At 56.1% G+C, this 26,590-nt stretch carries 24 protein-coding genes and 1 pseudogene; 5 read left to right on the forward strand and 20 right to left on the reverse strand.

All coding sequences use genetic code 11. From position 1 onward, the window contains the following. Positions 1 to 37 precede the first annotated feature (37 nt). Both pyrE and ACYCZ5_RS03980 read left to right on the forward strand, forming a co-directional pair. The gene (gene pyrE, locus ACYCZ5_RS03975; RefSeq protein ID WP_461543485.1) at positions 38 to 679 is read left to right on the forward strand and encodes an orotate phosphoribosyltransferase; all 642 of its coding nucleotides are present in this window, start codon (positions 38 to 40) and stop codon (positions 677 to 679) included. Beyond that, positions 676 to 1,281, forward strand: a complete 606-nt coding sequence (locus ACYCZ5_RS03980) for a DUF4124 domain-containing protein (RefSeq protein WP_461543486.1) — start codon at positions 676 to 678, stop codon at positions 1,279 to 1,281. The genes pyrE and ACYCZ5_RS03980 overlap by 4 nt, the downstream gene beginning before the upstream one ends. Here ACYCZ5_RS03980 and ACYCZ5_RS03985 read toward each other — a convergent pair whose 3' ends face one another. From ACYCZ5_RS03985 to ACYCZ5_RS04020, 8 genes are all read right to left on the reverse strand, one after another. After that, on the reverse strand, positions 1,282 to 1,917 hold the full coding sequence (locus ACYCZ5_RS03985; RefSeq protein ID WP_461543487.1) for a carbonic anhydrase: 636 nt from the start codon (positions 1,915 to 1,917) through the stop codon (positions 1,282 to 1,284). Continuing rightward, the gene (locus tag ACYCZ5_RS03990) at positions 1,914 to 2,801 is read right to left on the reverse strand and encodes a phosphoribosylaminoimidazolesuccinocarboxamide synthase (RefSeq protein WP_461543488.1); all 888 of its coding nucleotides are present in this window, start codon (positions 2,799 to 2,801) and stop codon (positions 1,914 to 1,916) included. Before ACYCZ5_RS03990 ends, ACYCZ5_RS03985 begins: the two co-directional genes overlap by 4 nt. A gap of 67 nt (positions 2,802 to 2,868) precedes the next feature. Beyond that, on the reverse strand, positions 2,869 to 3,870 hold the full coding sequence (locus tag ACYCZ5_RS03995) for a class 1 fructose-bisphosphatase (RefSeq protein WP_461543489.1): 1,002 nt from the start codon (positions 3,868 to 3,870) through the stop codon (positions 2,869 to 2,871). A gap of 69 nt (positions 3,871 to 3,939) precedes the next feature. Beyond that, the gene (locus tag ACYCZ5_RS04000; protein ID WP_461543490.1) at positions 3,940 to 4,908 is read right to left on the reverse strand and encodes a TerC family protein; all 969 of its coding nucleotides are present in this window, start codon (positions 4,906 to 4,908) and stop codon (positions 3,940 to 3,942) included. 90 nt (positions 4,909 to 4,998) lie between these two features. Continuing rightward, on the reverse strand, positions 4,999 to 5,517 hold the full coding sequence (gene purE, locus ACYCZ5_RS04005) for a 5-(carboxyamino)imidazole ribonucleotide mutase (protein WP_461543491.1): 519 nt from the start codon (positions 5,515 to 5,517) through the stop codon (positions 4,999 to 5,001). A 20-nt stretch (positions 5,518 to 5,537) separates the two neighbouring features. Continuing rightward, positions 5,538 to 7,811 carry a nitric oxide reductase activation protein NorD gene (locus tag ACYCZ5_RS04010; RefSeq protein ID WP_461543492.1) on the reverse strand — a complete coding sequence of 758 codons (2,274 nt, stop codon included), beginning with the start codon at positions 7,809 to 7,811 and terminating at the stop codon, positions 5,538 to 5,540. A 34-nt stretch (positions 7,812 to 7,845) separates the two neighbouring features. Next, the gene (locus tag ACYCZ5_RS04015; protein WP_461543493.1) at positions 7,846 to 8,649 is read right to left on the reverse strand and encodes a CbbQ/NirQ/NorQ domain-containing protein; all 804 of its coding nucleotides are present in this window, start codon (positions 8,647 to 8,649) and stop codon (positions 7,846 to 7,848) included. 114 nt (positions 8,650 to 8,763) lie between these two features. Next, positions 8,764 to 10,176: a ribulose-bisphosphate carboxylase gene (locus tag ACYCZ5_RS04020; protein ID WP_461543494.1), complete on the reverse strand. Its 1,413-nt coding sequence runs from the start codon at positions 10,174 to 10,176 to the stop codon at positions 8,764 to 8,766. Between the two features lie 128 nt (positions 10,177 to 10,304). Here ACYCZ5_RS04020 and ACYCZ5_RS04025 point away from each other — a divergent pair, with 128 nt between their 5' ends. Continuing rightward, on the forward strand, positions 10,305 to 11,213 hold the full coding sequence (locus tag ACYCZ5_RS04025) for a LysR family transcriptional regulator (RefSeq protein ID WP_461543811.1): 909 nt from the start codon (positions 10,305 to 10,307) through the stop codon (positions 11,211 to 11,213). 46 nt (positions 11,214 to 11,259) lie between these two features. On the opposite strand, the gene fba is transcribed toward ACYCZ5_RS04025, so the two are convergent. The 12 genes and pseudogenes from fba to def form a co-directional block, all read right to left on the reverse strand. Then, complete coding sequence (fba, locus tag ACYCZ5_RS04030) at positions 11,260 to 12,324, reverse strand: class II fructose-bisphosphate aldolase (RefSeq protein WP_461543495.1); 1,065 nt, start codon at positions 12,322 to 12,324, stop codon at positions 11,260 to 11,262. Positions 12,325 to 12,353: 29 nt separating this feature from the next. Further along, positions 12,354 to 13,793, reverse strand: coding sequence for a pyruvate kinase (gene pyk, locus ACYCZ5_RS04035; RefSeq protein ID WP_461543496.1), 1,440 nt, complete (start codon positions 13,791 to 13,793; stop codon positions 12,354 to 12,356). A gap of 75 nt (positions 13,794 to 13,868) precedes the next feature. Then, complete coding sequence (locus ACYCZ5_RS04040; RefSeq protein WP_461543497.1) at positions 13,869 to 15,050, reverse strand: phosphoglycerate kinase; 1,182 nt, start codon at positions 15,048 to 15,050, stop codon at positions 13,869 to 13,871. Between the two features lie 64 nt (positions 15,051 to 15,114). Next, on the reverse strand, positions 15,115 to 16,116 hold the full coding sequence (gene gap / locus ACYCZ5_RS04045; protein WP_461543498.1) for a type I glyceraldehyde-3-phosphate dehydrogenase: 1,002 nt from the start codon (positions 16,114 to 16,116) through the stop codon (positions 15,115 to 15,117). Positions 16,117 to 16,149: 33 nt separating this feature from the next. Continuing rightward, entirely contained in the window at positions 16,150 to 18,162 is a 2,013-nt protein-coding gene (gene tkt / locus ACYCZ5_RS04050; protein WP_461543499.1) for a transketolase, read from the reverse strand. 137 nt (positions 18,163 to 18,299) lie between these two features. Then, positions 18,300 to 18,497, reverse strand: coding sequence for a helix-turn-helix domain-containing protein (locus ACYCZ5_RS04055; RefSeq protein ID WP_461543812.1), 198 nt, complete (start codon positions 18,495 to 18,497; stop codon positions 18,300 to 18,302). 12 nt (positions 18,498 to 18,509) lie between these two features. After that, positions 18,510 to 18,926, reverse strand: a pseudogene (locus ACYCZ5_RS04060) (response regulator); the annotation flags it as partial. Continuing rightward, positions 18,923 to 21,055, reverse strand: coding sequence for a sensor histidine kinase (locus tag ACYCZ5_RS04065; RefSeq protein WP_461543500.1), 2,133 nt, complete (start codon positions 21,053 to 21,055; stop codon positions 18,923 to 18,925). The gene ACYCZ5_RS04065 and the pseudogene ACYCZ5_RS04060, both read right to left, overlap by 4 nt. Beyond that, complete coding sequence (locus tag ACYCZ5_RS04070) at positions 21,052 to 21,681, reverse strand: DUF4390 domain-containing protein (protein WP_461543501.1); 630 nt, start codon at positions 21,679 to 21,681, stop codon at positions 21,052 to 21,054. Before ACYCZ5_RS04070 ends, ACYCZ5_RS04065 begins: the two co-directional genes overlap by 4 nt. Continuing rightward, positions 21,656 to 22,933, reverse strand: a complete 1,278-nt coding sequence (gene rsmB / locus ACYCZ5_RS04075; RefSeq protein WP_461543502.1) for a 16S rRNA (cytosine(967)-C(5))-methyltransferase RsmB — start codon at positions 22,931 to 22,933, stop codon at positions 21,656 to 21,658. The genes ACYCZ5_RS04070 and rsmB overlap by 26 nt, the downstream gene beginning before the upstream one ends. Continuing rightward, on the reverse strand, positions 22,930 to 23,868 hold the full coding sequence (fmt, locus tag ACYCZ5_RS04080) for a methionyl-tRNA formyltransferase (protein ID WP_461543503.1): 939 nt from the start codon (positions 23,866 to 23,868) through the stop codon (positions 22,930 to 22,932). Before fmt ends, rsmB begins: the two co-directional genes overlap by 4 nt. Positions 23,869 to 23,876: 8 nt before the next feature. Further along, positions 23,877 to 24,380, reverse strand: coding sequence for a peptide deformylase (gene def, locus ACYCZ5_RS04085; protein ID WP_461543504.1), 504 nt, complete (start codon positions 24,378 to 24,380; stop codon positions 23,877 to 23,879). An 89-nt stretch (positions 24,381 to 24,469) separates the two neighbouring features. On the opposite strand from def, the gene ACYCZ5_RS04090 reads away from it, so the two are divergent. Both ACYCZ5_RS04090 and dprA read left to right on the forward strand, forming a co-directional pair. Further along, a complete protein-coding gene (locus tag ACYCZ5_RS04090; RefSeq protein ID WP_461543505.1) occupies positions 24,470 to 25,519 on the forward strand; it encodes a LysM peptidoglycan-binding domain-containing protein in 1,050 nt (349 codons plus the stop codon). After that, positions 25,520 to 26,590, forward strand: coding sequence for a DNA-processing protein DprA (gene dprA / locus ACYCZ5_RS04095; protein WP_461543506.1), 1,071 nt, complete (start codon positions 25,520 to 25,522; stop codon positions 26,588 to 26,590).

The raw sequence follows: 26,590 nt of genomic DNA on the forward strand, positions 1-26,590 counted from the left end.
TAATGGCCGCATTCTTCAATTCGTTCCCATTCTCCCCATGCATGCATACCGCCAGGATTTCATCCGCTTCGCCGTCGCTCAGAACGTTCTCCGTTTCGGCGAGTTCCAGACCAAGGCCGGTCGTCTGTCGCCTTACTTCTTCAACTCGGGACTGTTCCAGGACGGTGCTGCGCTGCGCGAGCTTTGCCAGTTCTATGCGCAGGCCATCCTGGCCTCCGGCTTGGAGTTCGACATGCTGTTCGGCCCCGCCTACAAGGGCATCCCGCTGGTAGCGGGTACTTCCATCGCGCTGGCGGAGCAAGGACACAACGTGCCTTATTGCTTCAACCGCAAGGAGGCCAAGGATCACGGCGAAGGTGGCAACACGGTGGGGGCGAAGCTGGCCGGAAAAGTGCTGATCATCGACGATGTGATCTCTGCCGGCACCTCGGTGCGCGAGTCCATCGAACTTATCCGGGCGGCGGGTGCCGAACCCTGCGGCGTGGTGATCGCGCTGGACCGCATGGAGCGCGGACAGGGCGAGTTGTCGGCGGTGCAGGAGGTGCAACGCGACTACGGACTGCCGGTGGTTTCCATCGCCGCGCTGGATGATCTGCTCGGTTATTTGCAGGGGCAGGCGGACTTGGGGCAGAATCTGCAGGCAGTTCAAACTTATCGGGATAGATACGGGGTGAAATGATGATGAAATCGAAGATGCTGGTGGGTGTTGCGGCGTTGTTCGCAGCCATTTCGCTGAATGCAGAAGCCAAGCTCTACAAGTGGGTGGATGAGAACGGTACCACGCACTATGGCGAAACCATCCCGCCCAAGTATGCCAATCGCAACGCGCAGACTTTTGAAAAGGGCCGCGTGCAGGAGCGCGAGTCAACCCGAGAGAGCGCAAACGTGCAGAGAAAGATGTTGTCGGATGAAGAGGTGCAAGCCGAACGACATGACAACGCGCTGATCAACACCTACAGTTCCGACAAGGAGATCGACTTGGCGCGTGACCGCAACCTGCAGCAGGTCGAGGCGCGCATCAGCAGCTACACCACACTGCTCAAATCTGCCAATGAGAACCTTGTCAGCCTGCAGCAGGAGCAGGAACGGATCGCCAAGCAGAACCGCAAGACCCCAAAATCGCTGGAGGAGGATCTGGAAAATGCCAAGCTGCGCATCGAGCAGTTCCAGGCCGACTTGGACACCAACAAGGCGGAGCTGGAAGCGGTCAAAGCCCGATGCGCCAAGGACAAGGCCCGCTATCGCGAACTTAAAGGTCTGGCCCCTCTGGAAGGGCAGTGATCACATCGCGTTGAACCGGCTGTTGCCTGCTTCGTACTGCAGCAACTGTCCGTGTTCGATATCGAAGTACCATCCGTGCAGCGTCAAGCGGCCATCCTCCACACGCTCGCGTATCCAGTCGAAAGACAGCAGATTGTCGAGTGAGCTGAGTATGGCCTGCTGTTCGCAGGCCCGTTCCAATTCCTGACTCGAAGCATCCGGCAGCTCTTGCAACACCTTGTTGCGCGCCTGTTCCGCCAGCCTCATCCAGCTGCTGATGAAAGATTCCTGTCCGTCGATAGCCGAACCTCTCATCAATGCCTGAATGCCGCCACACTGTGCGTGCCCCAATACGATGACATGCTCTACACCCAATGTCTTCACACCGTATTCCAGCGCGGCGCTGGTGCCGTGACGCCCACCGATGCGGTTCTCGTCGGGCGGCACCAGATTGGCGACGTTACGGATGACGAACAGGTCGCCCGGCGCGCAATCGAGCACCAACGCCGGATCCACGCGCGAATCACAGCAGGCGACCACCAGTATCTTCGGGGTTTGCCCTTCTTGTACCAGTTGTCGGTACAACGCATCGTCGTCCGTGAAATGCTGTTCACGGAAACGATGGAATCCTTTTATCAGGTCTGCCGGATTGGTCATTCGCCTGTCAGGAGCCGCTGTGCTTCGCGGTATTTGTCTGCGGTCTTTTGCAGGATGTCGGCGGGGATAGCCGGTGCGGGCGGTTGCTTGTTCCAGCCCGATGTTTCCAGCCAATCGCGCACGAACTGCTTGTCAAAGCTGGGCGGGTTGCTGCCAACCTGGTACTGGTCGGCGGGCCAGAAACGCGAGGAATCCGGCGTCAGTGCTTCGTCGATCAGATACAACTTGCCATCGGCGTCAGTGCCGAATTCGAACTTGGTGTCGGCGATGATGATGCCGCGCGTCAGCGCGTAATCCGCCGCTTCGTTGTACAGCGCCAGTGTGGCGTTCTTCACCTGCTCAGCCATGTCCGCACCCAACAACTTCTTGGCTTCCTCGAACGAGATGTTCTCGTCATGGTCGCCCACTGCGGCTTTGGTGGAGGGCGTGAACAATGCCTGCGGCAACTTCTGTGCTTCCTGCAGGCCGGCGGGCAACTGGATGCCGCATACCGCGCCGGTCTTCTTGTAATCCTTCCAGCCGGAACCGACCAGATAACCGCGCACGATGGCTTCGATCGGCAGCGGTTTCAGTTTTTTGGTAACGAAGGCACGGCCGCGCACCTGCGCCTTTTCGGCGTCGCTCTTCACCACTGCTTCGGGATCGATGCCGGACAGATGGTTTGGAATGACATGGCCGAGTTTCCTGAACCAGAAATTCGACACCGCCGTCAGCACTTCGCCCTTACCGGGGATAGGCGTAGGCAGGATGAAATCGAACGCGGACAGGCGGTCGGTCTGCACGATCAGCAGATGGTCGGCATCCACTTCGTACAGGTCGCGTACTTTGCCACGGTGGAGGAATTTCAGGCTGGGCAGATCGGATTCATGCAAGGCTGAAGACATCTTGACCTCAGTAGTTTGTTATTGCGGACGTGACAACGCCCCCGTTTCCGGGGGCGCCTTCGCGAAATTACGCGCCTTTGTGGTAACCGACCACGCGCTCGACTTCGTTCTTCGAGCCGAGGATGACCGGCACGCGCTGGTGCAGACCTGTGGGTTGCAGTTCCATGATGCGCTCACGGCCGGTGGAGCTCATGCCGCCTGCCTGTTCCACGATGAAGGACATCGGGTTGGCTTCGTACATCAGACGCAGTTTGCCCGGCTTGCTTGGATCCTTGGTGTCGAACGGATACATGAAGATGCCGCCGCGTGTCAGGATGCGGTGCACTTCGGCCACCATGGAAGCGACCCAACGCATGTTGAAGTTCTTCTCGCGTCCGCCGTCCTTGCCCTTCATACACTCGTCGACATACTTTTGCACCGGCGCTTCCCAGAAGCGCTGGTTGGACATGTTGATGGCGAACTCGGCTGTGTCTTCCGGGATGGTCATGTTCGGGTGGGTCAGGAAGAAGTCGCCGACATCGCGATCCAGTGTGAAGCCGTTCACGCCGTGGCCGGTGGTGATCACCATCATGGTGTTGGGGCCGTACAGTGCATAGCCACCGCACACTTGCTTGGTGCCGGGCTGCATGAAGTCGGCAGCGGTGGGGTTGGTCACGCCTTCAGGGCAACGCAGGATGGAGAAGATGGTGCCGACGGAGATGTTCACGTCGATGTTGGACGAGCCGTCCAGCGGATCGAAAGTGATCAGGTATTTGCCGCGCGGGTACTGTTTGGGGATCTCGTAGATGTCATCCATCTCTTCGGAAGCCATCGCTGCCAGGTGGCCGCTCCACTCGTTGGCCTTGATGAACACTTCGTTGGTGATGATGTCGAGTTTCTTCTGTGTCTCGCCTTGCACGTTCTCGCTGCCTGCGGAACCCAGCACGCCGATCAGCGCGCCCTTGTTCACGTCATGCGCGATCTGCTTGCAGGCAGATACGATGTCGCTGATCAGGCCGGTAAAGTCGCCGGTTGCGCCCGGGATCTGACGTTGTTCTTCGATGATGAACTGGATCAAACTCTTGCTCATGCTGCTCTCCTCTTTTAGAAATTTTTTCAACTGCCGGATTTTACAGGTTTTACGGCCCTTACTCCACGGCTATTTGCCTGCGCCTGTGCGCGGCTTTCCGCGCGTGCTGATCAGGCTGGCAGCAACGCTGGCCCCGATCAGCACGGCGACTATGGCTAGCGATGCCTGCACGGGGATGTGGTACCAAGGTGCGACCAGCATCTTGGAGCCAATGAAAGCCAGCACCATCGCCAAACCGTATCTCAGCAGGTGGAAACGGTCGGCCACGTCTGCCAGCAAGAAATACAGCGCGCGCAACCCCATGATCGCGAAAATATTTGAGGTGAACACGATGAAAGGATCGGTGGTGATCGCGAAGATGGCCGGGATGGAATCTACTGCAAACACCAGATCGGATACTTCCACCAGCAGCAACACCAGGAACAGCGGCGTAAAGTAGCGCACGCCATCCTTGGTCACGCTGAACCTCTCGCCGTGGTCGCCCTCCGAGATACGCAGATGGCGGCGTGCAAAACGCAGCACCGGATTGTTCTCCAGATCGGGCTGCTTCTCTTCAGCCACCAGCATGCGTACACCCGAAACGACCAGGAACGCCCCAAACAGGTACAGCACCCAGCTGAACTCTTGCACCACCCAGGCCCCCGCCAAGATCATTACCGCACGCATCACGATCGCGCCGAGCACGCCGTATATCAACACGCGGCGCTGGTATTCTGGCGGAACATGGAATGCGCCAAAGATCAGCAGGAACACGAAAACATTGTCCACCGACAGGGACTTCTCGATCAGGTAGCCGGTAAGGAACTCCAGCGCCTTGGCATCGGCGACCGCTTCGCCGGCCGTTCCTTTCAAGTGCCACCACAGCAGGCCGTTGAAGATCAAAGCCAGCGATACCCAAACCAGCGACCAGAGCGCCGCTTCCCTGACGCTCACCTTATGCGCTTTGCGACCCCCGAGCACGAACAGGTCCAACGCCAGCATCGCCAGGACAAAGAGGATGAATGCGCCCCACATCCAGGGTTCGCCGATATTGTTCATGTAGCCTTCTCGTGGGTAATTCGCGCTCGTCTGTATTGTTGCAGGCAGCAAATTGGCTCTTTATTTGCCGCAAAGTTTTAAGCGGCTGGGTTATTTCGCTCCCAGCTTGGCCAATGCCTGATCTGCCGACTCGTCGTAGCGGGCGCGTTCCTTCTTCGCTGCATCCTCCAGCGCTTGGTTGATCTCTGGATATTTCAGCGCCAGGATGCGGGCCGCCAGCATGGCGGCGTTCTTTGCGCCATCCACCGCCACTGTCGCTACCGGAACACCGGGCGGCATCTGCACGGTGGCCAGCAAGGCATCCAGTCCTGACACCACGCCGCCGGACAGCGGCAGACCGATCACCGGCAGACGCGTATGCCCGGCGATCACTCCGGCCAGATGGGCTGCCATGCCGGCGCAGCCGATCAGCACTTGCACGTCTTCCTTATGTGCGCGCTCGATGTAAGCGACCACTTTATCCGGTGTGCGGTGGGCCGATGCCACCACGATCTCGCTGGCGATGCCGAGATCCGACAATGTGTCGCGCACTTTGACCACAGTGGGCAGATCGTTCGGGCTACCGGTGAGGATGCCCACCAAAACCTTGCCGTTAGATGCGAGTTGCATGCTTGCTCTCCTTGATTTGCTTATTTGGTCAGGGCGATGAACAGTTCCGGCAGCTTGATCGGCAGCTGGGTCACGTTGTCCACGATAGTGTATTGCTTGCCGAAGATGTCGGAAACATATTCATCGGCCTTGGGATCCAGATTGATACAGTAGGTATAGATACCCTCCTGGTCCAGCTCCCTCACTGCCTGTTTGGCATCCTGGATCAGCAGTTGCGGATCGTGCACGTCGATATCCGCAGGTTCGCCGTCGGTCAGGATCAGCATCAGCTTCTTGTCTGCCTGCTGTGCCTTCAGATAATGTCCGGCATGGCGCATCGCGGCACCCATACGGGTGGAATAGCCGGCCTGCATCTCGGCCAGACGCGACTTCACTTCGTCGCCCCAGGGCTCCTTGAAGCCCTTGAGGTGGTAGTAGCGCACGTCGTGGCGGGTATTGGAATGGAAACCGCCGATGGCGAACGAATCGCCGACCTGCTGCACCGACCATGCCAGCAGCGATACCGCTTCCTGACTCAGTTCGAGGATGGTCTGCTGGCTGCCCGCTGCCTTCTCACTGAGCGATTGCGACAGGTCGACCAGCAATGTGACCGCGAAGCTGCGACCGTCGGTACGGTGCGACATGTTGATGCGCGGGTCGGGCGAGGAACCGCTTTTGAAATCGATCAACGAACGGATCGCCACATCCAGATCGAGTTCGGAACCTTCTTCCTGATAGCGGATGCGCACCTTGTCCTGTGGCTTGAGCATCTCCAGCATGGCCTTCAGTCGCTTGGCCAGTTTGCTGTGCTTGAGCAACAGATCATCGATCTTGGCGGGATTGCCGCGCGGATGCAGTGCCTCGTACACGCTTACCCAGTCCGGGCGATAGTTCTGCGCGTTATAGTCCCACTCATCGTAGTGACGCGGCGGTAGACCGTTCAGTTCATCTTCCGTCGTCTGGCGTTTGTCGAGATGTTCAAACATCTCATCCTCATCGCTCTCTTCGATGTAGATCCACAGATGGCGGTTGTCATCGCGGTAGCTGACTTCGGTATTGTCGAAATACATCTTGGCCGACAGATCGCGCTGCCCGCGGATGCGGGCGATGAATGACAGAGCGACAGATGACATTTCCGCGCTGGTCGATTCACCCGTTGCCATCAGATCCAAAAACCGTTTTACAAATTCTTTAACGTGGATATTTTCATACTTGTAGTCCGGGTCAAGGATTGCACGTGACAGCATCGCCAGTCTGAGCCTGAACACGGAGATACCCTGTTCCTCGAGCTGCAGATCCTCTTCCTTTGGCACCGGATGCAGCGCCAGGAATAATTTGCGTAATCCTGGGTATTTCTGGCACGCCAGATATTCCACGCGCGAATCCTCGAATATCTCGACACTGGCTCTCTGAAAAGGACTCCAGTTGTCCACGATCATCTTCTGCGACCAGCGACGATGTGCTGCCATGTGTGCCAGCGCAGCGCGATACCGGCCTATCCCCGATATCCCATCCATTTCGTCGTACACGTCAGGCAAACGGATGCCATCATCGGTGAAGTAGGGCATTGGATTGCGTAATTCATCGAAAGCGACTGAATACGGTATGAGGTAATCGCTGTCGTTCCAAAGTGCCCTGATGTAGGTATCCAGTTTGCGCTCGTTATCCACAAGCAATGTGCCATGCCGTTCGCGTTGCATGACAGCGATCGCGTCAGCCGACGTCAAGTTGAAATATTCAATTTGTCGTTCTGGGTGATTGTTGTAGTACTTGATACCGTATTCGATCCAGTTACGAAGTCCCTGCAGGGACAGCACACCCAGCAATCTTGGTGCTTGTTTAAGCAACTCCGGCAGTCCTGGGCTGGGAAAGGTCGTATGGTGCCCGTGCACTGAACCCGAGGTTCTATCCATCATGTCGCGGATCACCTCGATGTAGCGCTTGAACATCTTATTACTGCTAAGTCGCCTTGCTGCTGCACCGCTGGTCTGCAGGAATGGCACAATCGCCTTGAAGTTGGTGTGCGTGGACATGTACTGCGAGAACTCGCGCATCTCGGTCAGCGCTTGTTCGCCTACAATCGCCGCCACGCCCGGTGCTTCTTCCAGATAGACCAGCAGCGGCTCTGCGCCACGCCCCATCTTGCCGATGATGCGCGCGTTTTCGATGTAAGTTTCAAGGCCCTCTGCCGACAGCAAGGCCTTGGCTTCCTTCAGGCATTCATCAAAGACGGCATTCACCTGTGAGAATTTGCAGCTCAGCTTCTCCCAGTACATCACTGTCTCTTCGGTTCTGTCCGTCACGGCTTCCGTCATAGATCAGCCCTCTGTAATTCGCATCGCCTTTTGTTTAGGCGAACGAAGCATCGATCGCGTGATCGAGCGTGTCGCGGATATCTGCGTCGTCGGTGATCGGACGCACCATCGCCATACGGCATGCTGCTTTGGGATCGACACCATTCTTGATCAAAGTTGCTGCGTATACCAACAGACGTGTAGAGATACCTTCATCCAGCCCGTGACCTTTCAAGTTACGTGCTGCTTGGCCTATCTGCACCAGCTTGCCGCAGATCGCCACGTCTAGATTGGTCTCCTTGGACAGAATATCTGCTTCCAACTCCGCACTCGGGTAGTCGAACTCGAAACCCGTGAAGCGCTGTTTGGTGGATTGCTTCAGATCCTTCATCAGACTCTGGTAGCCCGGGTTATACGAGATCACCAACTGGAAGTCAGGGTGTGCTTCGAGCAACTCACCCTTCTTGTCCAGCGGTAAGGTACGGCGGTGGTCGGTCAGCGGGTGGATCACCACGGTGGTGTCCTGACGTGCTTCAACCACCTCATCAAGATAGCAGATCGCGCCGATGCGGGCTGCTGTGGTGAGCGGGCCATCGAGCCAACGCGTGCCGTTCGCATCGAGCAGATAACGTCCGACCAGATCGGATGCTGTCATGTCTTCGTTACAGGCCACGGTGATCAGCGGCTTGTTGAGTTTCCATGCCATGTATTCAATGAAACGCGACTTGCCGCAACCGGTCGGCCCTTTGACCATGACCGGCAAACGGGCGTTGTAAGCCGCTTCGTAAAGCGCCACTTCGTCGCCTTGCACTTGGTAGAACGGCTCTGTGTGGACCTTGTATTGTTCTTTGTTATCCATAACGAACTCCTTGGTTCTACGCATATCCGCAATTGAATTGCGGCTTTTCTGCGTCTGGAAAAAAACGCCCCCAACGTGTGGGGGCGCGTTTTATTGCTTCGATACAGCCTGAGCTTACTTGTGTACGCCCAGCTTCTCGCGCCATCCTGCAAAGTACTTGTCCGCATCCTTGGGGAAGGACTCGAATGCGCGGGCGAACTCTTTGTGAGTCTTGGCGTATTCGATCGGATCTGTACCAGTCTTCCAGCACTCGTAAGCCTGACCCAGCGAGATGCCACCAGCAGCAGGGCTGTCGATGTGGCCGAATGCACCACCACCGCAGGTGTTGATCACGTTGCCGTGGCCCAGATTCTCGAAGAAGCCTGGCAGGCGCAGTGCGTTCATGCCGCCGGAGATGATCGGTGCTGTTGGCTTCATGCCGTACCACTTCTGGTAGAAGTAAGGTCCTTGGCACTCGTCACGCTCAAGCATGTATGCCAGAACGGTTTCCTTGGCGTGGCCTTCCATCTTGCCGTAGCCCATGGTGCCCGTGTGAATACCGGAAGCACCGGACAAACGGGAGATCTTCATGTAGCACAGCGGATCCATACCCATCGGCGACTTGTAGGAAGTCACAGCGCCGTGGCCTGCACGGTGGAAGTGCAAGAAGGTATCCGGGAAGGCACGGCGGCAGGTTGTCACACCAGCTGGGCCGGTCACGAAACCGTCTACCAAGAATGCAACATGCTTCTCGTTACCGTATTTGGCGAACTCGCTCAGGATGTATTCGCCACGCTTGATCATTTCAACGTGGTAGTCAGCAGTTACGTTTGCCGAGAACAATTTTGGATTGCCAGTTTCTTGCTGCGCCTTGTCCATCATTGCTGCAACCTTAGGAATTACCACTTCCATCGGGCAGAAAGGCTGGTTAGCTTGTGGTTCGTCGTTCTTGATGAAGTCGCCGCCGAGCCAGAAGTCGTAACAGGCTTTAGCGAACGGATCCGGGCGCAGGCCCAACTTCGGCTTGATGATGGTACCGGCGATATAACCGCCATCCACTTCCGGACGACCCAGTACTTTCCACAAGTCCTTGATGCCAGTGCTAGGGCCGTCGAACTTTTTGATCATGCACTCAGGTACCAAGAAGTCCAGCATGCGCAGACCATTATGGTCACCCATACCCTGGTTGTTACCGAGAATCAAAGACCACATGTGCGATACGTTGTAGAAACCATCTGTCAGGTTCGGGTCGAACAGATCAACCGGATATGCGATCTTCATCAGACCACCGCCCTTGACAGGGTCATCGCCGAATGCAGTTTCGTCGATCTCGTATACCAGCGCGTCCACACCACGTGTGAAGTCGTCAGTTGTGGAAACTTCTACGTTGGTACCAGTTGAGGATTCGGCTGCAACGTGCGCAGCTACTTCCAGGAAGCCGTAGCCTTTTGCAGGAATGAGCTTATATGCCACCAGCAAGTGCTTACCGCCAGCGATCAAATCTGCTTCCTTAAGATTCAGATTTGAGTAACGATTCGATTGATCCATTGTTTTCTCCTCTTGTCGTTTAAATATTCTTGCAACGAAGCGCAATGTACGCATCCGCTATCATAAATAACAGTCAAATATTTTTATCGCTACCATAAGCAATGCTTATGTAATAAACTTTGACCATCATGTTGCCGCTCACCTTACGTCAGCTTCAGGTCTTCGAAAGTGTCTCCCGCCACTTGAGTCATTCGCGCGCCGCTGAAGAGCTGTTTCTATCGCAACCCGCCGTTTCCATGCAGATCAAGCAGGCTGAACAGACTATCGGAATCCCCCTGTTCGAGCAAGCTGGCAAGCGCCTGTTCCTGACCGAGGCCGGGCGGGAGTTGATGCATTATTCGCGTGCCATATTGCAATTGATGCAGGAGATGGAATCCAGCTTCGATGCGATGAAGGGTATGGAGCGCGGCAAGTTGAACATCGCTGTCGTCAGCACGGCCAACTACTTCATGCCGCAGCTGCTGGCGAGCTTCATCCAACTTCATCCCGGCATTCAAGTATCCCTATCCGTGGCCAACCGCGATGCAGTCGTCAAGCAGCTCTCCGAGAATCTCGCCGACCTTGCCATCATGGGCCAGCCGCCGGCCGGTACCGAGATGGTCGCCAAGCCATTTTTGCAGAATCCTATGGTCGTGATCGCTGCCCCCACTCATGCACTGGCTGGCATTACGCATGTTCAGGCGCATCAGTTGGCCAAAGAGACTTTCCTGTTGCGCGAACTGGGTTCCGGTACGCGTGGCGTGGTCGAGCGCTACTTTGACAGCAACAAGCTTCCTCTGCCCGCGCACATGGAAATGGACACCAACGAGGCAATCAAGCAATCGGTTCAGGCGGGCATGGGAGTCGGCATCATCTCCCGCCACGGCATCGAGCTTGAACTGGAGACCGGGCGGCTCGTCATTCTGGATGTGGACAGTTTTCCCATCGTGCGGCACTGGTACATCGTGCAACGCAAGGACAAGCGCTCGTCGACTGCGGTCATGGAATTCGAAAAGTACCTGATCGCCCAGTCACAGATCCAAGCGACGGACAAATAAAAAGCGACCCGAAGGTCGCTTTTTATTTGCTAGCTGAGGCGTTCGATCACTTCACGATCGCGTTCAGTTCGCCCTTGATGTAACGCATTGCCATGGCATCCAGCGCGATCGGCTTGATCTTGCCGGCTTGGCCAGCGGAACCGAAGGCTTCGTAACGTGCCTTGCAGATCGCCTTCATCGCCTTGGTGGTCTCGGCCAGGAACTTGCGCGGGTCGAAGTCCTTGGGGTTGTTGGCCAGATAGCGACGGGTAGCGCCGGTAGAGGCCATGCGCAGGTCAGTGTCGATGTTCACTTTGCGCACGCCGTGCTTGATGCCTTCAACGATCTCTTCGACCGGCACGCCGTAAGTCTGTGGCATCGCGCCGCCGAACTGGTTGATGATCTCCAGCCACTCTTGCGGCACGGAAGAAGAGCCGTGCATCACCAGATGTGTGTTGGGGATACGTGCGTGGATCTCTTTGATGCGGCTGATCGCGAGCGTGTCGCCTGTGGGCGGCTTGGTGAACTTGTAGGCGCCGTGGCTGGTGCCGATGGCGATGGCCAGTGCGTCGACTTGGGTCAGCTTGACGAACTCGGCTGCTTCGTTCGGATCGGTCAGCAGCTGATCGTGGCTCAACACGCCTTCAGCGCCGTGGCCGTCTTCCTTTTCACCATGGCCGGATTCCAGAGAACCCAGGCAACCCAATTCGCCTTCGACGGAAACGCCGACCGCGTGGGACATCTCAACCACGCTCTTGGTGACATTGACGTTATATTCGAAGGAAGAAGGCGTCTTGCCGTCGGTCATCAAAGAACCGTCCATCATCACGCTGGAGAAGCCGGACTTGATGGCGTTGATACAGACTGCCGGCGATGCGCCGTGGTCCTGGTGCATGACGACGGGGATATGTGGGTACATCTCGACCGCTGCTTCGATGAGGTGACGCAGGAACGGCTCGCCTGCGTACTTACGCGCACCGGCGGAACCCTGCATGATCACCGGGCTGTTGGTTTCATCGGCCGCTTCCATGATGGCCTTGACCTGTTCCAGGTTGTTGACGTTGAACGCCGGCAGGCCGTAGCTGTTTTCTGCCGCGTGATCGAGTAGTTGACGCAAGGATACGAGTGCCATTATTTCCTCCTGATATTAATTACAAAACATTAACTTTTACGATGATCGCCGACGCGCACGATCTTCATGGTGTTGGTGTGACCGGCTTTACCGATGGCTTCGCCCACGGTCATCACGATGAGGTCGCCTTCCTGCACCATGTTCAAGCGCAGTAATTCATTTTCCGCCTGACGCAGGGTGACAGAATGATCGTCCGAAGTGGATTCGAACGCGATCGGATGTACGCCGCTGAACAACGTGACTTTGCTCAGTGTGGCTTCCATCGGTGTCATCGCAAAGATCGGTGTCTCTGCGCTGGTACGCGACATCCACAGAGCGGTTGAACCGGATTGTGTCAGGGCGACGATGGCTTTCACCTTGAAGTGAGAGGCAGCATACAAGGCCGACATTGCGATCGATTGGTCGATGCGGGCAAACTTGTTGTGCTCCAGACGGCGGTCCGTTGCGCTGTCTTCACTTTCTTCTTCGGCATTGAGACAGATACGCGCCATCGATTCGATGGTTTCGACCGGATAGTCACCGACGGCGGTTTCTGCCGACAGCATCACCGCATCGGTTCCGTCCAGAACCGCGTTGGCCACGTCGGATACTTCCGCTCTGGTCGGGATCGGTGCTGTGATCATCGATTCCATCATCTGAGTGGCAGTGATGACCAGGCGGTTCTTGGAGCGTGCCAGTTTGATCATTTTCTTCTGCAGACCGGGTACGGCCGCATCGCCTACTTCGACCGCCAAGTCACCGCGTGCGACCATGATGCCGTCGGAGGCTTCGATGATCTCGCCCAGTACGGGAATGGCTTCTGCACGTTCGATCTTGGCGATGAGCAAACTCTTGCCACCTGCTGCGTGCATCAACTCGCGCGCAAGCTTCATGTCGCTAGCCGAACGCGGGAAGGAAACAGCCAGGAAGTCCGCTTTGATCAGCGCGGCTGTCTTGATGTCTTCCTTGTCCTTGTCCGTCAGCGCCGGCGCGGTCAGTCCGCCACCTTTGCGGTTGATGCCCTTGTTATTGGACAGCACGCCACCGCGCACGACCACGCAATGCACCTCGGCGCCTTTGACGCCGGTAACATGGAATTCCAGCAAGCCGTCGTTAAGCAACAGAACAGTGCCGATCTCCACATCCTGCGGCAATTCCTTGTAATCCAGCCCGACGCGTTCCTGATTTCCCAGGCCTTCCAGCTCGGCATCAAGAATGAAAGCGTCGCCTGGCTTCAGCACGATCTTGTCATTCTCGAACTTGCGTACGCGGATCTTCGGTCCTTGCAGGTCGGCGAGGATACCGACCGTACGGCCTGCAGTGGCCGCTGCCGCACGCACGATCTCGGCGCGCTTCTGATGGTCTTCGGCCGTGCCGTGTGAGAAGTTCATACGCACGACATCGACGCCGGCTCGTATGATCGCGGTCAACGACTTCAGGTCATTGGTCGCGGGCCCCAGGGTTGCTACTATTTTTGTTCTGCGCAGCATGATTTCCTTGATTGAATCTTGCGAATTTCCCCGCGTCCGTCTCTCTCCATCGAGGACGCGGGGCACCCTTCTGTTTTACTGCTTTGCGCGTTCTTCCAGGATCGCCACTGCCGGCAATGTCTTGCCTTCGAGGAATTCCAGGAACGCACCGCCTGCGGTGGAGATATACGAAACCTTGTCGAAGATGTCGTACTTCTGGATCGCGGCTATGGTGTCGCCACCGCCAGCCAGTGTGAATGCACTGGTTTCCGCAATCGCCTTGGCGATAGTCTTGGTGCCTTCGCCAAACTGGTCGAACTCGAACACGCCGACCGGTCCGTTCCACACCACAGTACCTGCCTTCATGATGATGTCAGCCAATTCCTGTGCAGATTTTGGACCAATGTCGAAGATCATGTCGTCATCAGCCACATCGCCCACGTCTTTCAGGACTGCCGGCTCATTGGCATCGAATTTCTTGCCGCACACCACGTCCACCGCGATGGGGATATTAGCGCCGCGTTGTTTCATTTTTTCGATCAATGCCTGCGCGGTCGGGATCAGGTCGTCTTCGCACAGCGACTTGCCGACATTGCCGCCAGTCGCTTTGATGAAGGTGTTGGCGATACCGCCACCCACGACCAACTGCTCACACTTCTCGGACAATGATTCCAGCACGGTCAGCTTGGTAGAGACCTTGGAACCACCGACGATGGCGACCATCGGACGTGCCGGGCTGAGCAATGCCTTGGTCAGCGCTTCCAGCTCTTGCGTCAGCAAAATGCCTGCGGCAGCAACTGGCGCGTACTTGGCCACGCCGTGAGTGGAAGCTTCGGCGCGGTGGGCCGTGCCGAATGCGTCCATCACGAACACGTCGCAAAGAGCGGCATATTTCTTCGCCACTTCTTCAGTGCTTTTCTTTTCGCCTTTGTTGAAACGACAATTCTCCAGCAACACCAATTCACCATCGGCCACGTCGAAACCTCCGTCGATCCAGTCGCGGATCAGACGCACGGGCTTGCCCAGTTTATTGGCGATATCGTCTGCTACCGGCTTGAGCGAATTCTCGTCGGAGAACACGCCTTCTTCCGGGCGGCCAAGGTGAGAGGTCACCATCACTTTGGCACCTGCGTTCAGAGCGGCGTTGATGGTTGCCATGGAAGCGCTGATACGCGCATCGGAGGTCACCTTGCCATCTTTGACGGGCACATTGAGATCAGAACGGATCAGGACGCGCTTGCCCTTCAGATCCAGGTCGGTCATTTTGATTACGGACATGATTTTTCCTTCTACAGACTGAAACTTAAAGGGCTGGCAACTGCCAGCCCTTGTTCAACATGGATTACTTGGCAATGTGCTGCGCGAAACGCAGCATGTTGCAGGTGTAACCATATTCATTGTCATACCAGGACACGACCTTGACGAAGGTGCCATCCAGCGCGATGCCTGCTTCCGAATCGAAGATGGAAGAGAAGCCACAACCGCGGAAGTCAGTGGAGACCACTTTCTCGTCGGTGTAACCCAGCGTCTTGCTCATGTCGCCGCTCTGCGATGCCTTCTTCATGGCGGCGCAGATCTCTGCGTAGCTGGCTTCCTTGTTCAATTCCACAGTCAGGTCGACCACGGATACGTCGGATGTCGGCACGCGGAATGCCATACCGGTCAGCTTGCCGTTCAACTCTGGCAACACCACACCCACTGCCTTGGCTGCGCCAGTAGAGGAGGGGATGATGTTTTCCAGGATGCCGCGGCCGCCGCGCCAATCTTTTTTGGACGGGCCGTCGACTGTCTTCTGGGTAGCAGTCGCTGCGTGCACAGTTGTCATCAGACCGCGCTTGATGCCCCAGTTGTCATTCAGTACTTTAGCGACCGGAGCCAGGCAGTTGGTGGTGCAGGAAGCGGCAGAAACGATTGCCTCGCCCTTGTAGGCAGTGTGGTTCACGCCGTACACGAACATCGGTGTCTTGTCCTTGGAAGGTGCTGACATCACCACCTTCTTGGCACCGGCAGCGATGTGCTTCTGGCAGCCGGCATCATCAAGGAAGAAACCGGTGCATTCCAGCACCAGCTCGGCGCCCACTTCGTTCCACTTCAGGTTGGACGGATCGGTCTCGGCGGTCAGGCGGATCTTCTTGCCGTTCACCACCATATTGTTTCCGTCTACGCCCACTTCGCCCTTGAAGTTTCCGTGCACGGAATCGTATTTCAGCATGTATGCCAAGTAATCCGGCTCCAACAGGTCGTTGATCGCGACCACTTCGAGCTCGGGGAAGTCCTTAGCGATTGCGCGGAATGCCATGCGGCCGATACGACCGAAACCATTGATACCAACTTTGATTGCCATGTTTTCTCTCCCGTTTAGTAATTAAATTATGTCTTACAGCACCGACTTCACGGCCTTGACTACGTTCTCCGTAGTAAAGCCGAAGTGCTTGAACAGCTCGGGTGCCGGAGCGGACTCACCGAAGGTGTCCATACCAACCACTGCGCCATCCAGAACATACTTGTACCAACCACCGGTCACGCCCGCTTCGACCGCCACGCGCTTGCTGCCCTTCGGCAATACGCTGTCCTTGTAGGCTTGGTCTTGCTTGTCGAACACGTTGGTGGATGGCATCGATACCACACGCACGTTGATACCTTCTACTGCCAATGCTACTTGTGCGCTCAGTGCCAGCGACACTTCGGAGCCAGTCGCGATGATCACTGCTTGCGGCTTGCCACCTGCCGCTTCAGACAGAACATACGCTCCCTTGCGGATGTTGGCGATCTGCGCTGCATCACGCTTCTGGAACGCCAGATTCTGGCGGCTGAAGATCAGGCTGGATGGGCCGTCGGTACGCTCGACTGCAGCGACCCATGCCACGGCGGACTCAACGGTGTCGCACGGACGCCATACTTCCATGTTCGGGATGTAACGCAGCGTAGCAGTCTGCTCGACCGGCTGGTGGGTCGGGCCGTCTTCACCCAGACCAATGGAGTCGTGGGTGAACACATAGATCACGCGCTGCTTCATCAGTGCCGACATGCGCAGCGCATTGCGTGCGTATTCGGAGAACATCAGGAAGGTTCCGCCGAACGGCAGGAAGCCGCCGTGCAAGGCCATACCGTTCATGATGTGCGACATGCCGAACTCGCGCACGCCGTAGCTGATGTAGTTGCCTGGCTTCTTGCCACTGACATGGTGCGCGCCTGTCCAGTTGGTCAGGTTGGAACCGGTCAGGTCGGCGGAACCGCCAAGGAACTCTGGCAGGGCAGGTTGCAGGCCGTTGATGGCATTTTGCGAAGCCTTACGAGTAGCGATTGTTTCAGCCTTCTCGTTGGTCTTGGCAATGAACTCAGCAGCGTGAGCAGTCCAGTTTGCTGGCAACTGGTTATTGATGCGGCGCTCGAACTCAGCAGCTTCTTTTGGGAATGCAGCCTTGTATTCGGCGAACTTATTGTTCCACAGCTTTTCCAGGCCTTCGCCCTTGGTGCGGGCATCCCATGCTTCGTACACGTGAGCGGGGATCTCGAACGGGGGATATTTCCAGCCGATGTGTTCGCGAGTTGCAGCGACTTCAGCATCGCCCAGCGCTGCGCCATGCACGTCGTGTGTACCTTCCTTGTTCGGAGAACCGGCACCGATCACGGTCTTGCAGCAGATCAGTGTCGGCTTGTCGGTTACGGCCTTGCCAGCCTCGATCGCGGCGTTGATCGCCTCGGGATCATGACCTTGCACATCGGCAATGACGTGCCAGCCGTAAGCTTCGAAACGCTTCGGTGTGTCATCTGTGTACCAGCCGTCGATGTGGCCATCGATGGAGATGTTGTTGTCGTCCCAGAATGCGGTCAGCTTGCCCAAGCCCCAAGTGCCAGCCAGCGCGCAGGCTTCGTGGGAGATACCTTCCATCATGCAGCCATCGCCCAAGAACACATAAGTGCGGTGATCGACGATCTCATGACCCGGCTTGTTGAACTCAGCTGCCAGCAACTTTTCTGCCATCGCCATACCCACGGCGTTGGTGATGCCCTGACCCAGCGGGCCACCGGTGGTCTCTACGCCTGGCGTGTAACCGTACTCGGGGTGACCCGGAGTCTTGGAGTGCATCTGGCGGAAGCGCTTCAGTTCTTCGATCGGCAGGTCGTAACCGGACAGGTGCAGCAATGCATAGATCAGCATCGAACCGTGGCCGTTGGACAGGATGAAGCGATCACGATCCGGCCATTTCGGGTTGGCCGGGTTGTGGCGCAGATGGCGGTTCCACAATACGTCGGCGATCTCTGCCATGCCCATAGGCGCGCCGGGGTGACCGGAATTTGCCTTCTGCACTGCATCCACCGCCAGCATGCGGATCGCACCTGTGATGTCGTTATATTTTGGTGGGTTTACACTGCGTGTTGCTGACATTTCCGTTCTCCTCCGAAAAAACTTTGTGGTGATCAAGCACCGGACGCTACATTAAAGAGGACAGATTATGCCTCAGCGCCTATTGTCTGGGCAACTCACCAATATCCTTGCCCATTGATTGGGAATACCTTTTCGATTCAGCCGGCGTTCTTTTTAGGCGGTTTTATACCCAATTGCTTGAGTTTTCGATACAAATGCGTGCGCTCTATGCCGATTTTATCTGCCAAGTTGGCGATATTCCCTTGTGCCATTTCAAGATGGTAATTCAGATAGGCCGTATCGAAATGCTCGCGCGCTTCACGGAATGGCAGATCCAACGGCAACTCCAGCTTCACATAACCGTCACGGCTGTCTCCTTGTGATGCAAGGTGATTCTCGGACTTTGCAGGCGCTGTTTGTTGCGGCTTCAAAGTCTGTGCGATCGTCGCCAGCAGTTTCTTCAAAGCGATGGGCTTTTCCAGAAAATCCACTGCACCGATACGGGTCGCTTCCAGAGCCGTCTCTATGGTGCCGTGTCCCGACATCATGATCACCGGCATCGTCAAACGTCCTTGTGCCACCCATTCCTTGAGCAGGGTGAGCCCATCCGTATCCGGCATCCAGATATCCAGCAGCACGACATCCGGCTCCTGGTCTATCAACTTGCGCGCTTCTTCCGCGTTCTCCGCCAGTAGCACGCCATAGCCTTCGTCGTACAGGATCTCGGACAGCAGTTCTCGTATGCCTGCTTCGTCATCCACGATCATGATGGTCTTGCTTGTCATGCAACCCTCCTGGTCTTATTTTCCAACACCGGCAACAGTATGCTGACGCATGTGCCGCCCTGTGGCTGGTTCTGTATGCTGATGCTACCGCCGTGCTCTTCTACGATCTTTTTTACAATCGGTAATCCCAGCCCCGTGCCTCTGGCTTTGGTCGTTGTGTAAGGCTCAAAAGCCTTGGCAAGGAATTGCTCCGGAAAACCACTGCCATTATCTGCTACCGACAATCTGAGCATGTTGTTCCTGTCATCACTGGTGGACAGGGTGATCAACCTGTCCTGCACTTGTTGCAAAGCATCGTGCGCATTCTGCAACAGGTTGTGCACCACTTGACGCAAGCGCGTCGCATCTCCATTGATCATGGTTTGGCGAGCCTCCAGTTTGATTTTGATAGGGCTGCTGTTCGCTTCATACAAACCAAGGATCTCGTTCAGTAGCTGGTGCAGATCCAGAGGCATCAAGCGCGCAGCAGGTGCGCGGGCGTAGTCGGCAAAATCTGAAACCATATTCTTCATCGCTGCAACCTGGCTGACTATGGTCTGCGTGGCACGCTGCAGCAGTTGCGCGTCTTTTTCATCCAGACGATCCGCAAGTTTGTGTTGCAGACGTTCCGCCGAAAGTTGGATCGGGGTCAGCGGATTCTTGATCTCATGTGCCAAGCGCCGGGCGACCTCGCCCCAAGCGGCTTGTCGTTCAGCTTGGCGCAGGTGGGTGATGTCGTCGAACACCACAACGTAGCCTCGATTTGCATCACCCGCCAGCCGGGTTCCGCGCAGCAGCAGGACTTGGTCTCCATCCTTGCTCATGCGCTCGATCTGCCGTTGCCACACTTGCTGCGGACTGGAAGTGATGCCTTGCTCGATCGCCAGCAGGAATGGTTTTAGCAGGCCGTGTTCTTCGCCCAGACTCTGTGTGTTTTTCCCATTCAACTCCGCAGTGGCCAACCCGAGTATCTGTCCCGCACTGGCATTCGCCGAGCGCAACATCAGATGCTCATCCAGAACAAGTACGCCCGACGACAAATGTCCCAGCACACTTTCAAGGTGAGCCTTTGCATCGGCTACCTGCTGCTGTTGTTGCTCGCCCAATGTTTTCGCAGCAGACAGCTGCGAGGTCATCTGGTTGAACAGCGCCGTCAATCCGCCCAGTTCGTCGTTGCTTTGTACGGGATAACTGCTGCTGAAATCGCCTTTCGCCACGGCGCGTGTACCTGCCGCCAAGGCCGCCAACGGCGCACTCAGTTTTGCACTCAAGTAGAACGCCGCCGAGATTGCGCTCAGCAGAACGATCAATAGCGAAAGGGTAAGCGTGATGCCATACAGACGTTTGAGTCCCACTCTGGAGAGGCTCAACTGCTGGTAATCACCATAGACGCCCTGAACGGTCTCCGCATCTGCCGCCAAACGCTCTGGAACCGGTTGCGCGAATTGCAATACACGCTGTTCGTTATTCATCGAACGGATTGGCACGATGACACGCAATATCAAACGCCCATCCGGCAGGGCATCGGCCTGACTGTAGCGGCCCGACTTCCAAACCTCGCGCAGCATCTCTGGGGCAGGGGACTCTATGCGATCGACATTCCTGCTGCTGGCATACGCTGAAAGCCTTCCGCCCTTGTCGAATACCGCCGCTTCCTGAGCTCCGCCTTCCGATATGAAGCGTGCCAGAGTCTCGCCGTGCCGTCCGGGAGGCTGGTCCGCAAGGATCAGCGCGACGAACTGTCCTTTTCTTCCCAGTTCATCCAGTCCGTTCTGCAGGGTACTGCGCGCAAGATTCAAACCGCCTTCCAGCGCTTTTTCGACACGCACATCGAACCATGATTCGATACTCTTGCCCAGAAACTGAACTGATACCGCGTAGACCAGCATGCCCGGCAATACCGCGATCAGCGAAAAGAACATCGCCAGACGCAAAGTCAACCTGGCGCCATACACCTGATCTCGCAATTTGTTCTTTAGTTGCCAGAATTGATAGATTACCTGCACCAGCAGACCCAAAGCCAACGCCCCCGTTAATAACAACAGGGTGAAGTAGTTGCGGGCGTACAGATCCGTGTTACCGCTCGCACTGGATAATAAGTAGAGCAGGATGACCCCGATGACACTGGAGAACAGAACCAGATACTTCATGGCGTCTCTTCCTCAGCAGGGGGTTCCGGACTGATGTCCCAATGGAAGCGTTCCGACTCTACCTTCCACTGGTCGCTGGTCAGCGCGTTCATCTGCATCGGTTTTGGTAGCTGCGTGATATCCAGCGTCATCCAGGCGGTTGCCCCGACCTGACTTCCTTTCTTGACCAGCCTCGAAAAATAGCCGCCGCCGGACATATCCAGACGGGATATCTCGATCGGTGGCGCGACTTGGCGCCCCAGAATGCGCAAGGCATCCGGCAGGGAGAGGAAGCTTTGATACAAACCGCCCCGGGTCAGACGATATTGCTGGGTCAGCGTATTGAATGTGAGTTTGCTGGTCTGCGTGTGGCTGGCAATCTCGCTGTCCATCCAATACCAGCGCGAGCGGTGCACGGATAATTCACTTTCGAAATACAGCGTTACACCACGCCTTAAAGCTTCCTCTACTTGCGGAGGCAATTGAATATCAAAATCGGCCGAGATCAGATACCCCTCGCTGGTCAGCCTGGCTTCTACCTTTTTGACCTCGATGCCGTCGGCGATGGCTGATGACGCGCCAAGGATCAATACCCAGGCGCACAAGCTTCGCAACAGTGCTTTAGTCGTCTTTGCGCAGCAGGGCATAGAAGAATCCATCATGCTGATCGCAGGGCAATAACTGTCCGGGCGGATCATTTGCAAAAGGTAGCTCGATAATCTCCTGACGCGCATCTTCATGTGTAGTCAGAAACCGCTCAACCACATCCTGGTTCTCCTGCCTGAATACCGAACAGGTGGCGTAAAGCAATTTACCACCCGAGTCCAGCAGCGGCCAGACAGCCTGAAGTATGCGTAGCTGTTGCTCGGCGAACTCCGCAATATCTGCAGCCCTTCTTAACCATTTGATGTCGGGATGCCTGCGCACCACCCCCGAGGCCGAGCAGGGTACGTCAGCCAGGATGCGCTGGAAAGGCTTGCCATCCCACCACGCGTCAGGTTGCGAAGCATCTCCGCAAACCACTTGTGCGCTCAGCTTTCCCCGGTGCAGATTTTGCCTGACCCGGTCCAGTCGTCGTTCATCCTTGTCCATCGCCACAAGTTCGATGTCCGCGCGTTCCAGCATATGCATTGCTTTACCGCCCGGCGCCGAACACACATCAAGCACGCGCATGCCATTTGCGACATTGAGGATAGCGGCTGCGCACTGTGCACCCGCATCCTGCACCGACACCCAGCCTTCGGCGAACTTGGGCAGGCGCTCCACAGACATCGGTTGTGCCATCAGTAAAGCTTCTGCCGCCACCCGCTGAACTCTAACGTCTGCCTTTTCCAGCAATGACATATAGTCTTCTGTGGTCGTGAGGCGTCGGTTGACCCTGAGTGTCATAGGCGGATGGGCGTTGCCAGCCTGCAGTATTTCTGTCGAGCGTTCGCCGTATTGTCGTTCGATCTCTTGTATCCACCAATCCTGATAAGCAAAGTGACTGCTTTTCTCTGCATCTGCCGCCAAGCACAGGCTTTCCCGCTGACGCAGGAAGTTGCGCAGCACGGCATTCACCAGTCCACTTACTGGGGACTTGAATCTCTTTGCGGCACGCACTGCCTGATCGACGATCACGTGCGAGCCGGCTTTGCTGTATTCCAGTTGGTACAGGGCCACCTGCAACAGGTGGGATACCAGTTTATCGCGTGGCGGCCTGTCTAGTAATTTCCCCAGCATGAATTCAAGGCGCGAGTAGTGACGGACCGTGCCATAACTCAAATCCTGGAGCGCACCTCTTTGCTGGGGCGAGTAGTCTGGGTTTGCTGTCAGCCTGTCGGCGAGTGCCCGATCCAGATTGCATCCGCCCATGACGCGCTGAACGATTCCGGCGGCCTCTGTCTGGATGACATTCACAGCTTATCGACACCGAATCTGTCACCGGCCTTGAGCGGAAATCCCTGTACGAATTGCACCGCCGGCAATGGCTTCCCACCCGGTTTTTGCAAGACCTCCAGAGCCAATGTGCCACGCCCGCATGCCACGACGATCTCACTCTTGTTCACACCCAACACCGTGCCGGGACTTGCTGTTTCCTGCAACCCGGGACGGGCACGCAGGAGTTTTATTGGTGTCCCATTGAACTCCGTATGTGCTGCCGGGAAAGGAAAATAGCCTCGGATCATCCTTTCAAGAACGACTGAATCCAGAGACCAGTCGACAAGTGCTTCCTGCTTGCTTAGCTTTGCCGCATAACAAGCTTGGCTGTCGTCCTGCTTCTCTGGATGCACTGTGCCCTTCTCAAGCTGCTGCAAAGCATCGACGATGCCTGTTGCGCCGATGTCCGCCAGCTTGTCATGCAATGACTGTGCATCATCCGTTGCAAGGATAGGGCAGGGGTACTTGAACAGCATATCGCCCGTATCCAAGCCCACGTCCATTTGCATGATGGTGATGCCCGTCTCGGCATCGCCCGCCAGGATGGCGCGCTGTATCGGTGCCGCGCCGCGCCACCTTGGCAGCAGCGAGGCGTGGATGTTCAGACACCCTAGGCGCGGGATATCCAATACCGCGGAAGGAAGGATCAGACCATATGCCGCGACCACCATCACATCTGCCTTCAGCGCCCGCAAGGTCTGCTGTATTTCCTCGGACTTCAGAGAAGCCGGTTGTAATACGGGAATGTCGTGCTCGAGCGCAAGTTTTTTCACAGGGCTTGCGGTCAGTTGCATGCCCCGGCCAGCCGGACGATCTGGCTGTGTCAGCACAGCCAGAATCTTATGCCCTGAGTTCAGTAAGGCAGCAAGTGCGCTGGCTGCAAAATGAGGGGTGCCTGCAAAGATGATATTCACGTTGTGTTCTACAACGTTTCGCGCCGCTGCTTCTTCAACTTTGCGCGGATGCGGGTTTGTTTAAGGTGTGACAGGCGCTCTACGAACACCTTGCCCTGCAAATGGTCGATCTCATGCTGGATACAAACAGCCAGCAGGCCATCTGCTTCCAACTGAAATGATTCTCCGTTTTCATTTTGAGCCTGCACCTTGACCCGATTCGCTCGCTGTACCGTTTCATATATTCCGGGAACCGACAGGCAGCCTTCTTCACTCTCTTCGGTACCATCTAGCTCAAGTATCACCGGATTTATGAAGACTTTCAGGTCGTTATGGGTTTCAGACACATCAATCACGACGATCTGCTCATGCACGTCGACCTGCGTCGCGGCAAGTCCGATGCCCGGGGCCGCATACATCGTTTCACTCATATCCTGTATCAGTTTTCGGGTGTGCTGGGTCACCGCTGCAACCGGTTTAGCTACCTTATGCAATCGTGGATCAGGATATTTAATAATGGGTAGTAACGCCATAAATGCTTGCCAACTTAAGAGACTAGATGCAGAATTTAAACAGGTGCGCAAACTTTGCACCGCATTTCATTACTTTGCTGGGGTTTTCCATGCGCAAGATTATATCGCTGATTTGCTTTCTGTTGCCCATCCTTGCCTCCGCAGACGTGTTGCAGATCCGCGAAGATGCCCCGGACCGTTATGTCGTCGTCAAGGGTGATACCTTGTGGGATATCTCGGCGATGTTTTTCAAAGATCCATGGAAATGGCCCGAGATATGGGCTTTGAACAAGCAAGCGATCAAGGATCCTCACTGGATCTATCCCGGCGATCTGGTCTATTTGGACCGTAGTACCGGCACTTTGACCACCACGCCTCCCGCACCGGCTCTCGTTGCCGAGCCCGTTACGCCGTCCAACATTGTGAAACTCGAGCCTAAAGTGCGTGTTGTAGGCCAAAACACCGAGGCTATTCCCGCCATCCCACTGGATGTGATCGCCTCGTTTCTGCAGCGACCCCTGGTCGTTGACGAGGAGGAGTTGGATATCGCTCCCAAGCTGGTGGGTACCTATGAGCAACGCACGCTTCTGTCGGTCAATGATTTAGCGTATGCGCAGAACTTGCCTACTGACAAAGGTTCGCAATGGCAGGTCTATCGTCCGAATGTGAAGTTCGTCGATCCCGATACTGACGAAGAACTCGGGCAGGAGGTCATGTACCTCGGCGACGCGACCGTTGAAAAGTTCGGCGACCCCAGCACTTTGCGCATCACCAACGCGATTCTGGAAATCAATAAAGGTGATTATTTTGCACAGGCGGGCACGGGTTATAGCACCAGTTATTTACCTCGCGCTCCTGAAAATCAGATTTCCGCCAAAGTCATTTCTATATATGGCGGCGTACAGCAAGCTGGGCAACACGCTGTTATCACACTGAATAAAGGGCGCCGTGACGGCCTTGAAGTCGGCAACGTTCTTGGCTTGTACCAAAAGGGAGAGGTTCTTAAAACCCAGGGCTGGTTTACACCAAACATCAATCTCCCTGACATGCGCTATGGCTTGGTCATGGTGTTCCGTGTTTTCAACAAGGTCTCGTATGCCTTGGTCATGGAAACCAAACTGCCAGTCCAGTTACTCGATAGCGCTCGCAACCCGGAATAAATGGCAGTTGACTCTGGACTCGCAGCTTGGCTCCGACTCTACATGATTCCGGGGCTGGGTCACGAGAGCCAGCGCCGTCTGTTAAAGGTATTTGGCTCCCCTGCAGCAATTTTTGATCAAACCGTTGCAGACCTCGCTCCTCACGTTAAACCAGCGATAGCTCGCTCGATTTCAGCTGAAATCGATTCTTCTTTGATATCTGCTGTTTCTGCCTGGCTGGAAGACCCGCTTAACCATGTCATCACAATTGCCGATATCGAATATCCACAATCCTTGTTGAATATTCCCGACCCGCCCTTGTTGCTGTTTGTTAAGGGCCGGCTTGATCTTTTGAATGCCCCTGCTTTGGCTATCGTGGGTAGCCGCAATGCTTCAGCTCAAGGGGTCCGCAACGCAGAAGCTTTTGCGCTTGCAGCATCTGAAGCTGGCTTCTGTGTTGTCAGCGGCTTGGCGCAAGGTATCGATACCGCAGCACATATCGGCGGCTTGGAGGGCCGTGGATCTAGTATCGCTGTGGTAGGTACCGGGCTTGATAAGGTCTATCCTGCTTCCAACCGGGATCTGGCACACTCGCTCGCCCAAGCTGGCACAATCATTTCTGAGTTCCCTCTTGGCACGCCTCCGCTGGCAGCGAACTTCCCCCGTCGCAACCGAATCATTAGCGGGCTTGGCCTTGGCTGCCTTGTAGTTGAGGCCTCCATCCAGAGCGGCTCACTTATCACGGCTCGTTTGGCTGTTGAGCAGGGTAAAGATGTATTTGCCATCCCCGGCTCTATCCATTCACCCCAAGCCAAAGGTTGCCACGCATTGATCAAGCAAGGGGCAAAATTGGTTGAGAACGTTAACGACATCTTCGAGGAGCTGGGTCATTCCTTGCAGGTTGTTTCCGCAACCGGCACTTCAGAAGAGCATCCCTTGTTCGTACACTTGGGTTTCGAGCCCGTCGATGCTGAAGCGCTCGCGCAGCGCAGCGGCTTGACGATAAGCGAGCTATCAGCCATCCTGTTGCAACTTGAACTCGACGGGCATATCGCAAGCTTACCCGGCGGGTTGTATCAACGTATCACCTAA

The sequence above is a fragment of the Sideroxydans sp. genome (assembly GCF_054604835.1).

Bases quoted from the DNA above. Each gene is read 5' to 3' on its own strand.
- pyrE (WP_461543485.1), top strand. From the start codon at position 38: ATGCATGCATACCGCCAGGATTTCATCCGCTTCGCCGTCGCTCAGAAC.
- ACYCZ5_RS03980 (WP_461543486.1), top strand. From the start codon at position 676: ATGATGATGAAATCGAAGATGCTGGTGGGTGTTGCGGCGTTGTTCGCA.
- ACYCZ5_RS03985 (WP_461543487.1), bottom strand. From the start codon at position 1,917: ATGACCAATCCGGCAGACCTGATAAAAGGATTCCATCGTTTCCGTGAA.
- ACYCZ5_RS03990 (WP_461543488.1), bottom strand. From the start codon at position 2,801: ATGTCTTCAGCCTTGCATGAATCCGATCTGCCCAGCCTGAAATTCCTC.
- ACYCZ5_RS03995 (WP_461543489.1), bottom strand. From the start codon at position 3,870: ATGAGCAAGAGTTTGATCCAGTTCATCATCGAAGAACAACGTCAGATC.
- ACYCZ5_RS04000 (WP_461543490.1), bottom strand. From the start codon at position 4,908: ATGAACAATATCGGCGAACCCTGGATGTGGGGCGCATTCATCCTCTTT.
- purE (WP_461543491.1), bottom strand. From the start codon at position 5,517: ATGCAACTCGCATCTAACGGCAAGGTTTTGGTGGGCATCCTCACCGGT.
- ACYCZ5_RS04010 (WP_461543492.1), bottom strand. From the start codon at position 7,811: ATGACGGAAGCCGTGACGGACAGAACCGAAGAGACAGTGATGTACTGG.
- ACYCZ5_RS04015 (WP_461543493.1), bottom strand. From the start codon at position 8,649: ATGGATAACAAAGAACAATACAAGGTCCACACAGAGCCGTTCTACCAA.
- ACYCZ5_RS04020 (WP_461543494.1), bottom strand. From the start codon at position 10,176: ATGGATCAATCGAATCGTTACTCAAATCTGAATCTTAAGGAAGCAGAT.
- ACYCZ5_RS04025 (WP_461543811.1), top strand. From the start codon at position 10,305: ATGTTGCCGCTCACCTTACGTCAGCTTCAGGTCTTCGAAAGTGTCTCC.
- fba (WP_461543495.1), bottom strand. From the start codon at position 12,324: ATGGCACTCGTATCCTTGCGTCAACTACTCGATCACGCGGCAGAAAAC.
- pyk (WP_461543496.1), bottom strand. From the start codon at position 13,793: ATGCTGCGCAGAACAAAAATAGTAGCAACCCTGGGGCCCGCGACCAAT.
- ACYCZ5_RS04040 (WP_461543497.1), bottom strand. From the start codon at position 15,050: ATGTCCGTAATCAAAATGACCGACCTGGATCTGAAGGGCAAGCGCGTC.
- gap (WP_461543498.1), bottom strand. From the start codon at position 16,116: ATGGCAATCAAAGTTGGTATCAATGGTTTCGGTCGTATCGGCCGCATG.
- tkt (WP_461543499.1), bottom strand. From the start codon at position 18,162: ATGTCAGCAACACGCAGTGTAAACCCACCAAAATATAACGACATCACA.
- ACYCZ5_RS04065 (WP_461543500.1), bottom strand. From the start codon at position 21,055: ATGAAGTATCTGGTTCTGTTCTCCAGTGTCATCGGGGTCATCCTGCTC.
- ACYCZ5_RS04070 (WP_461543501.1), bottom strand. From the start codon at position 21,681: ATGCCCTGCTGCGCAAAGACGACTAAAGCACTGTTGCGAAGCTTGTGC.
- def (WP_461543504.1), bottom strand. From the start codon at position 24,380: ATGGCGTTACTACCCATTATTAAATATCCTGATCCACGATTGCATAAG.
- ACYCZ5_RS04090 (WP_461543505.1), top strand. From the start codon at position 24,470: ATGCGCAAGATTATATCGCTGATTTGCTTTCTGTTGCCCATCCTTGCC.
- dprA (WP_461543506.1), top strand. From the start codon at position 25,520: ATGGCAGTTGACTCTGGACTCGCAGCTTGGCTCCGACTCTACATGATT.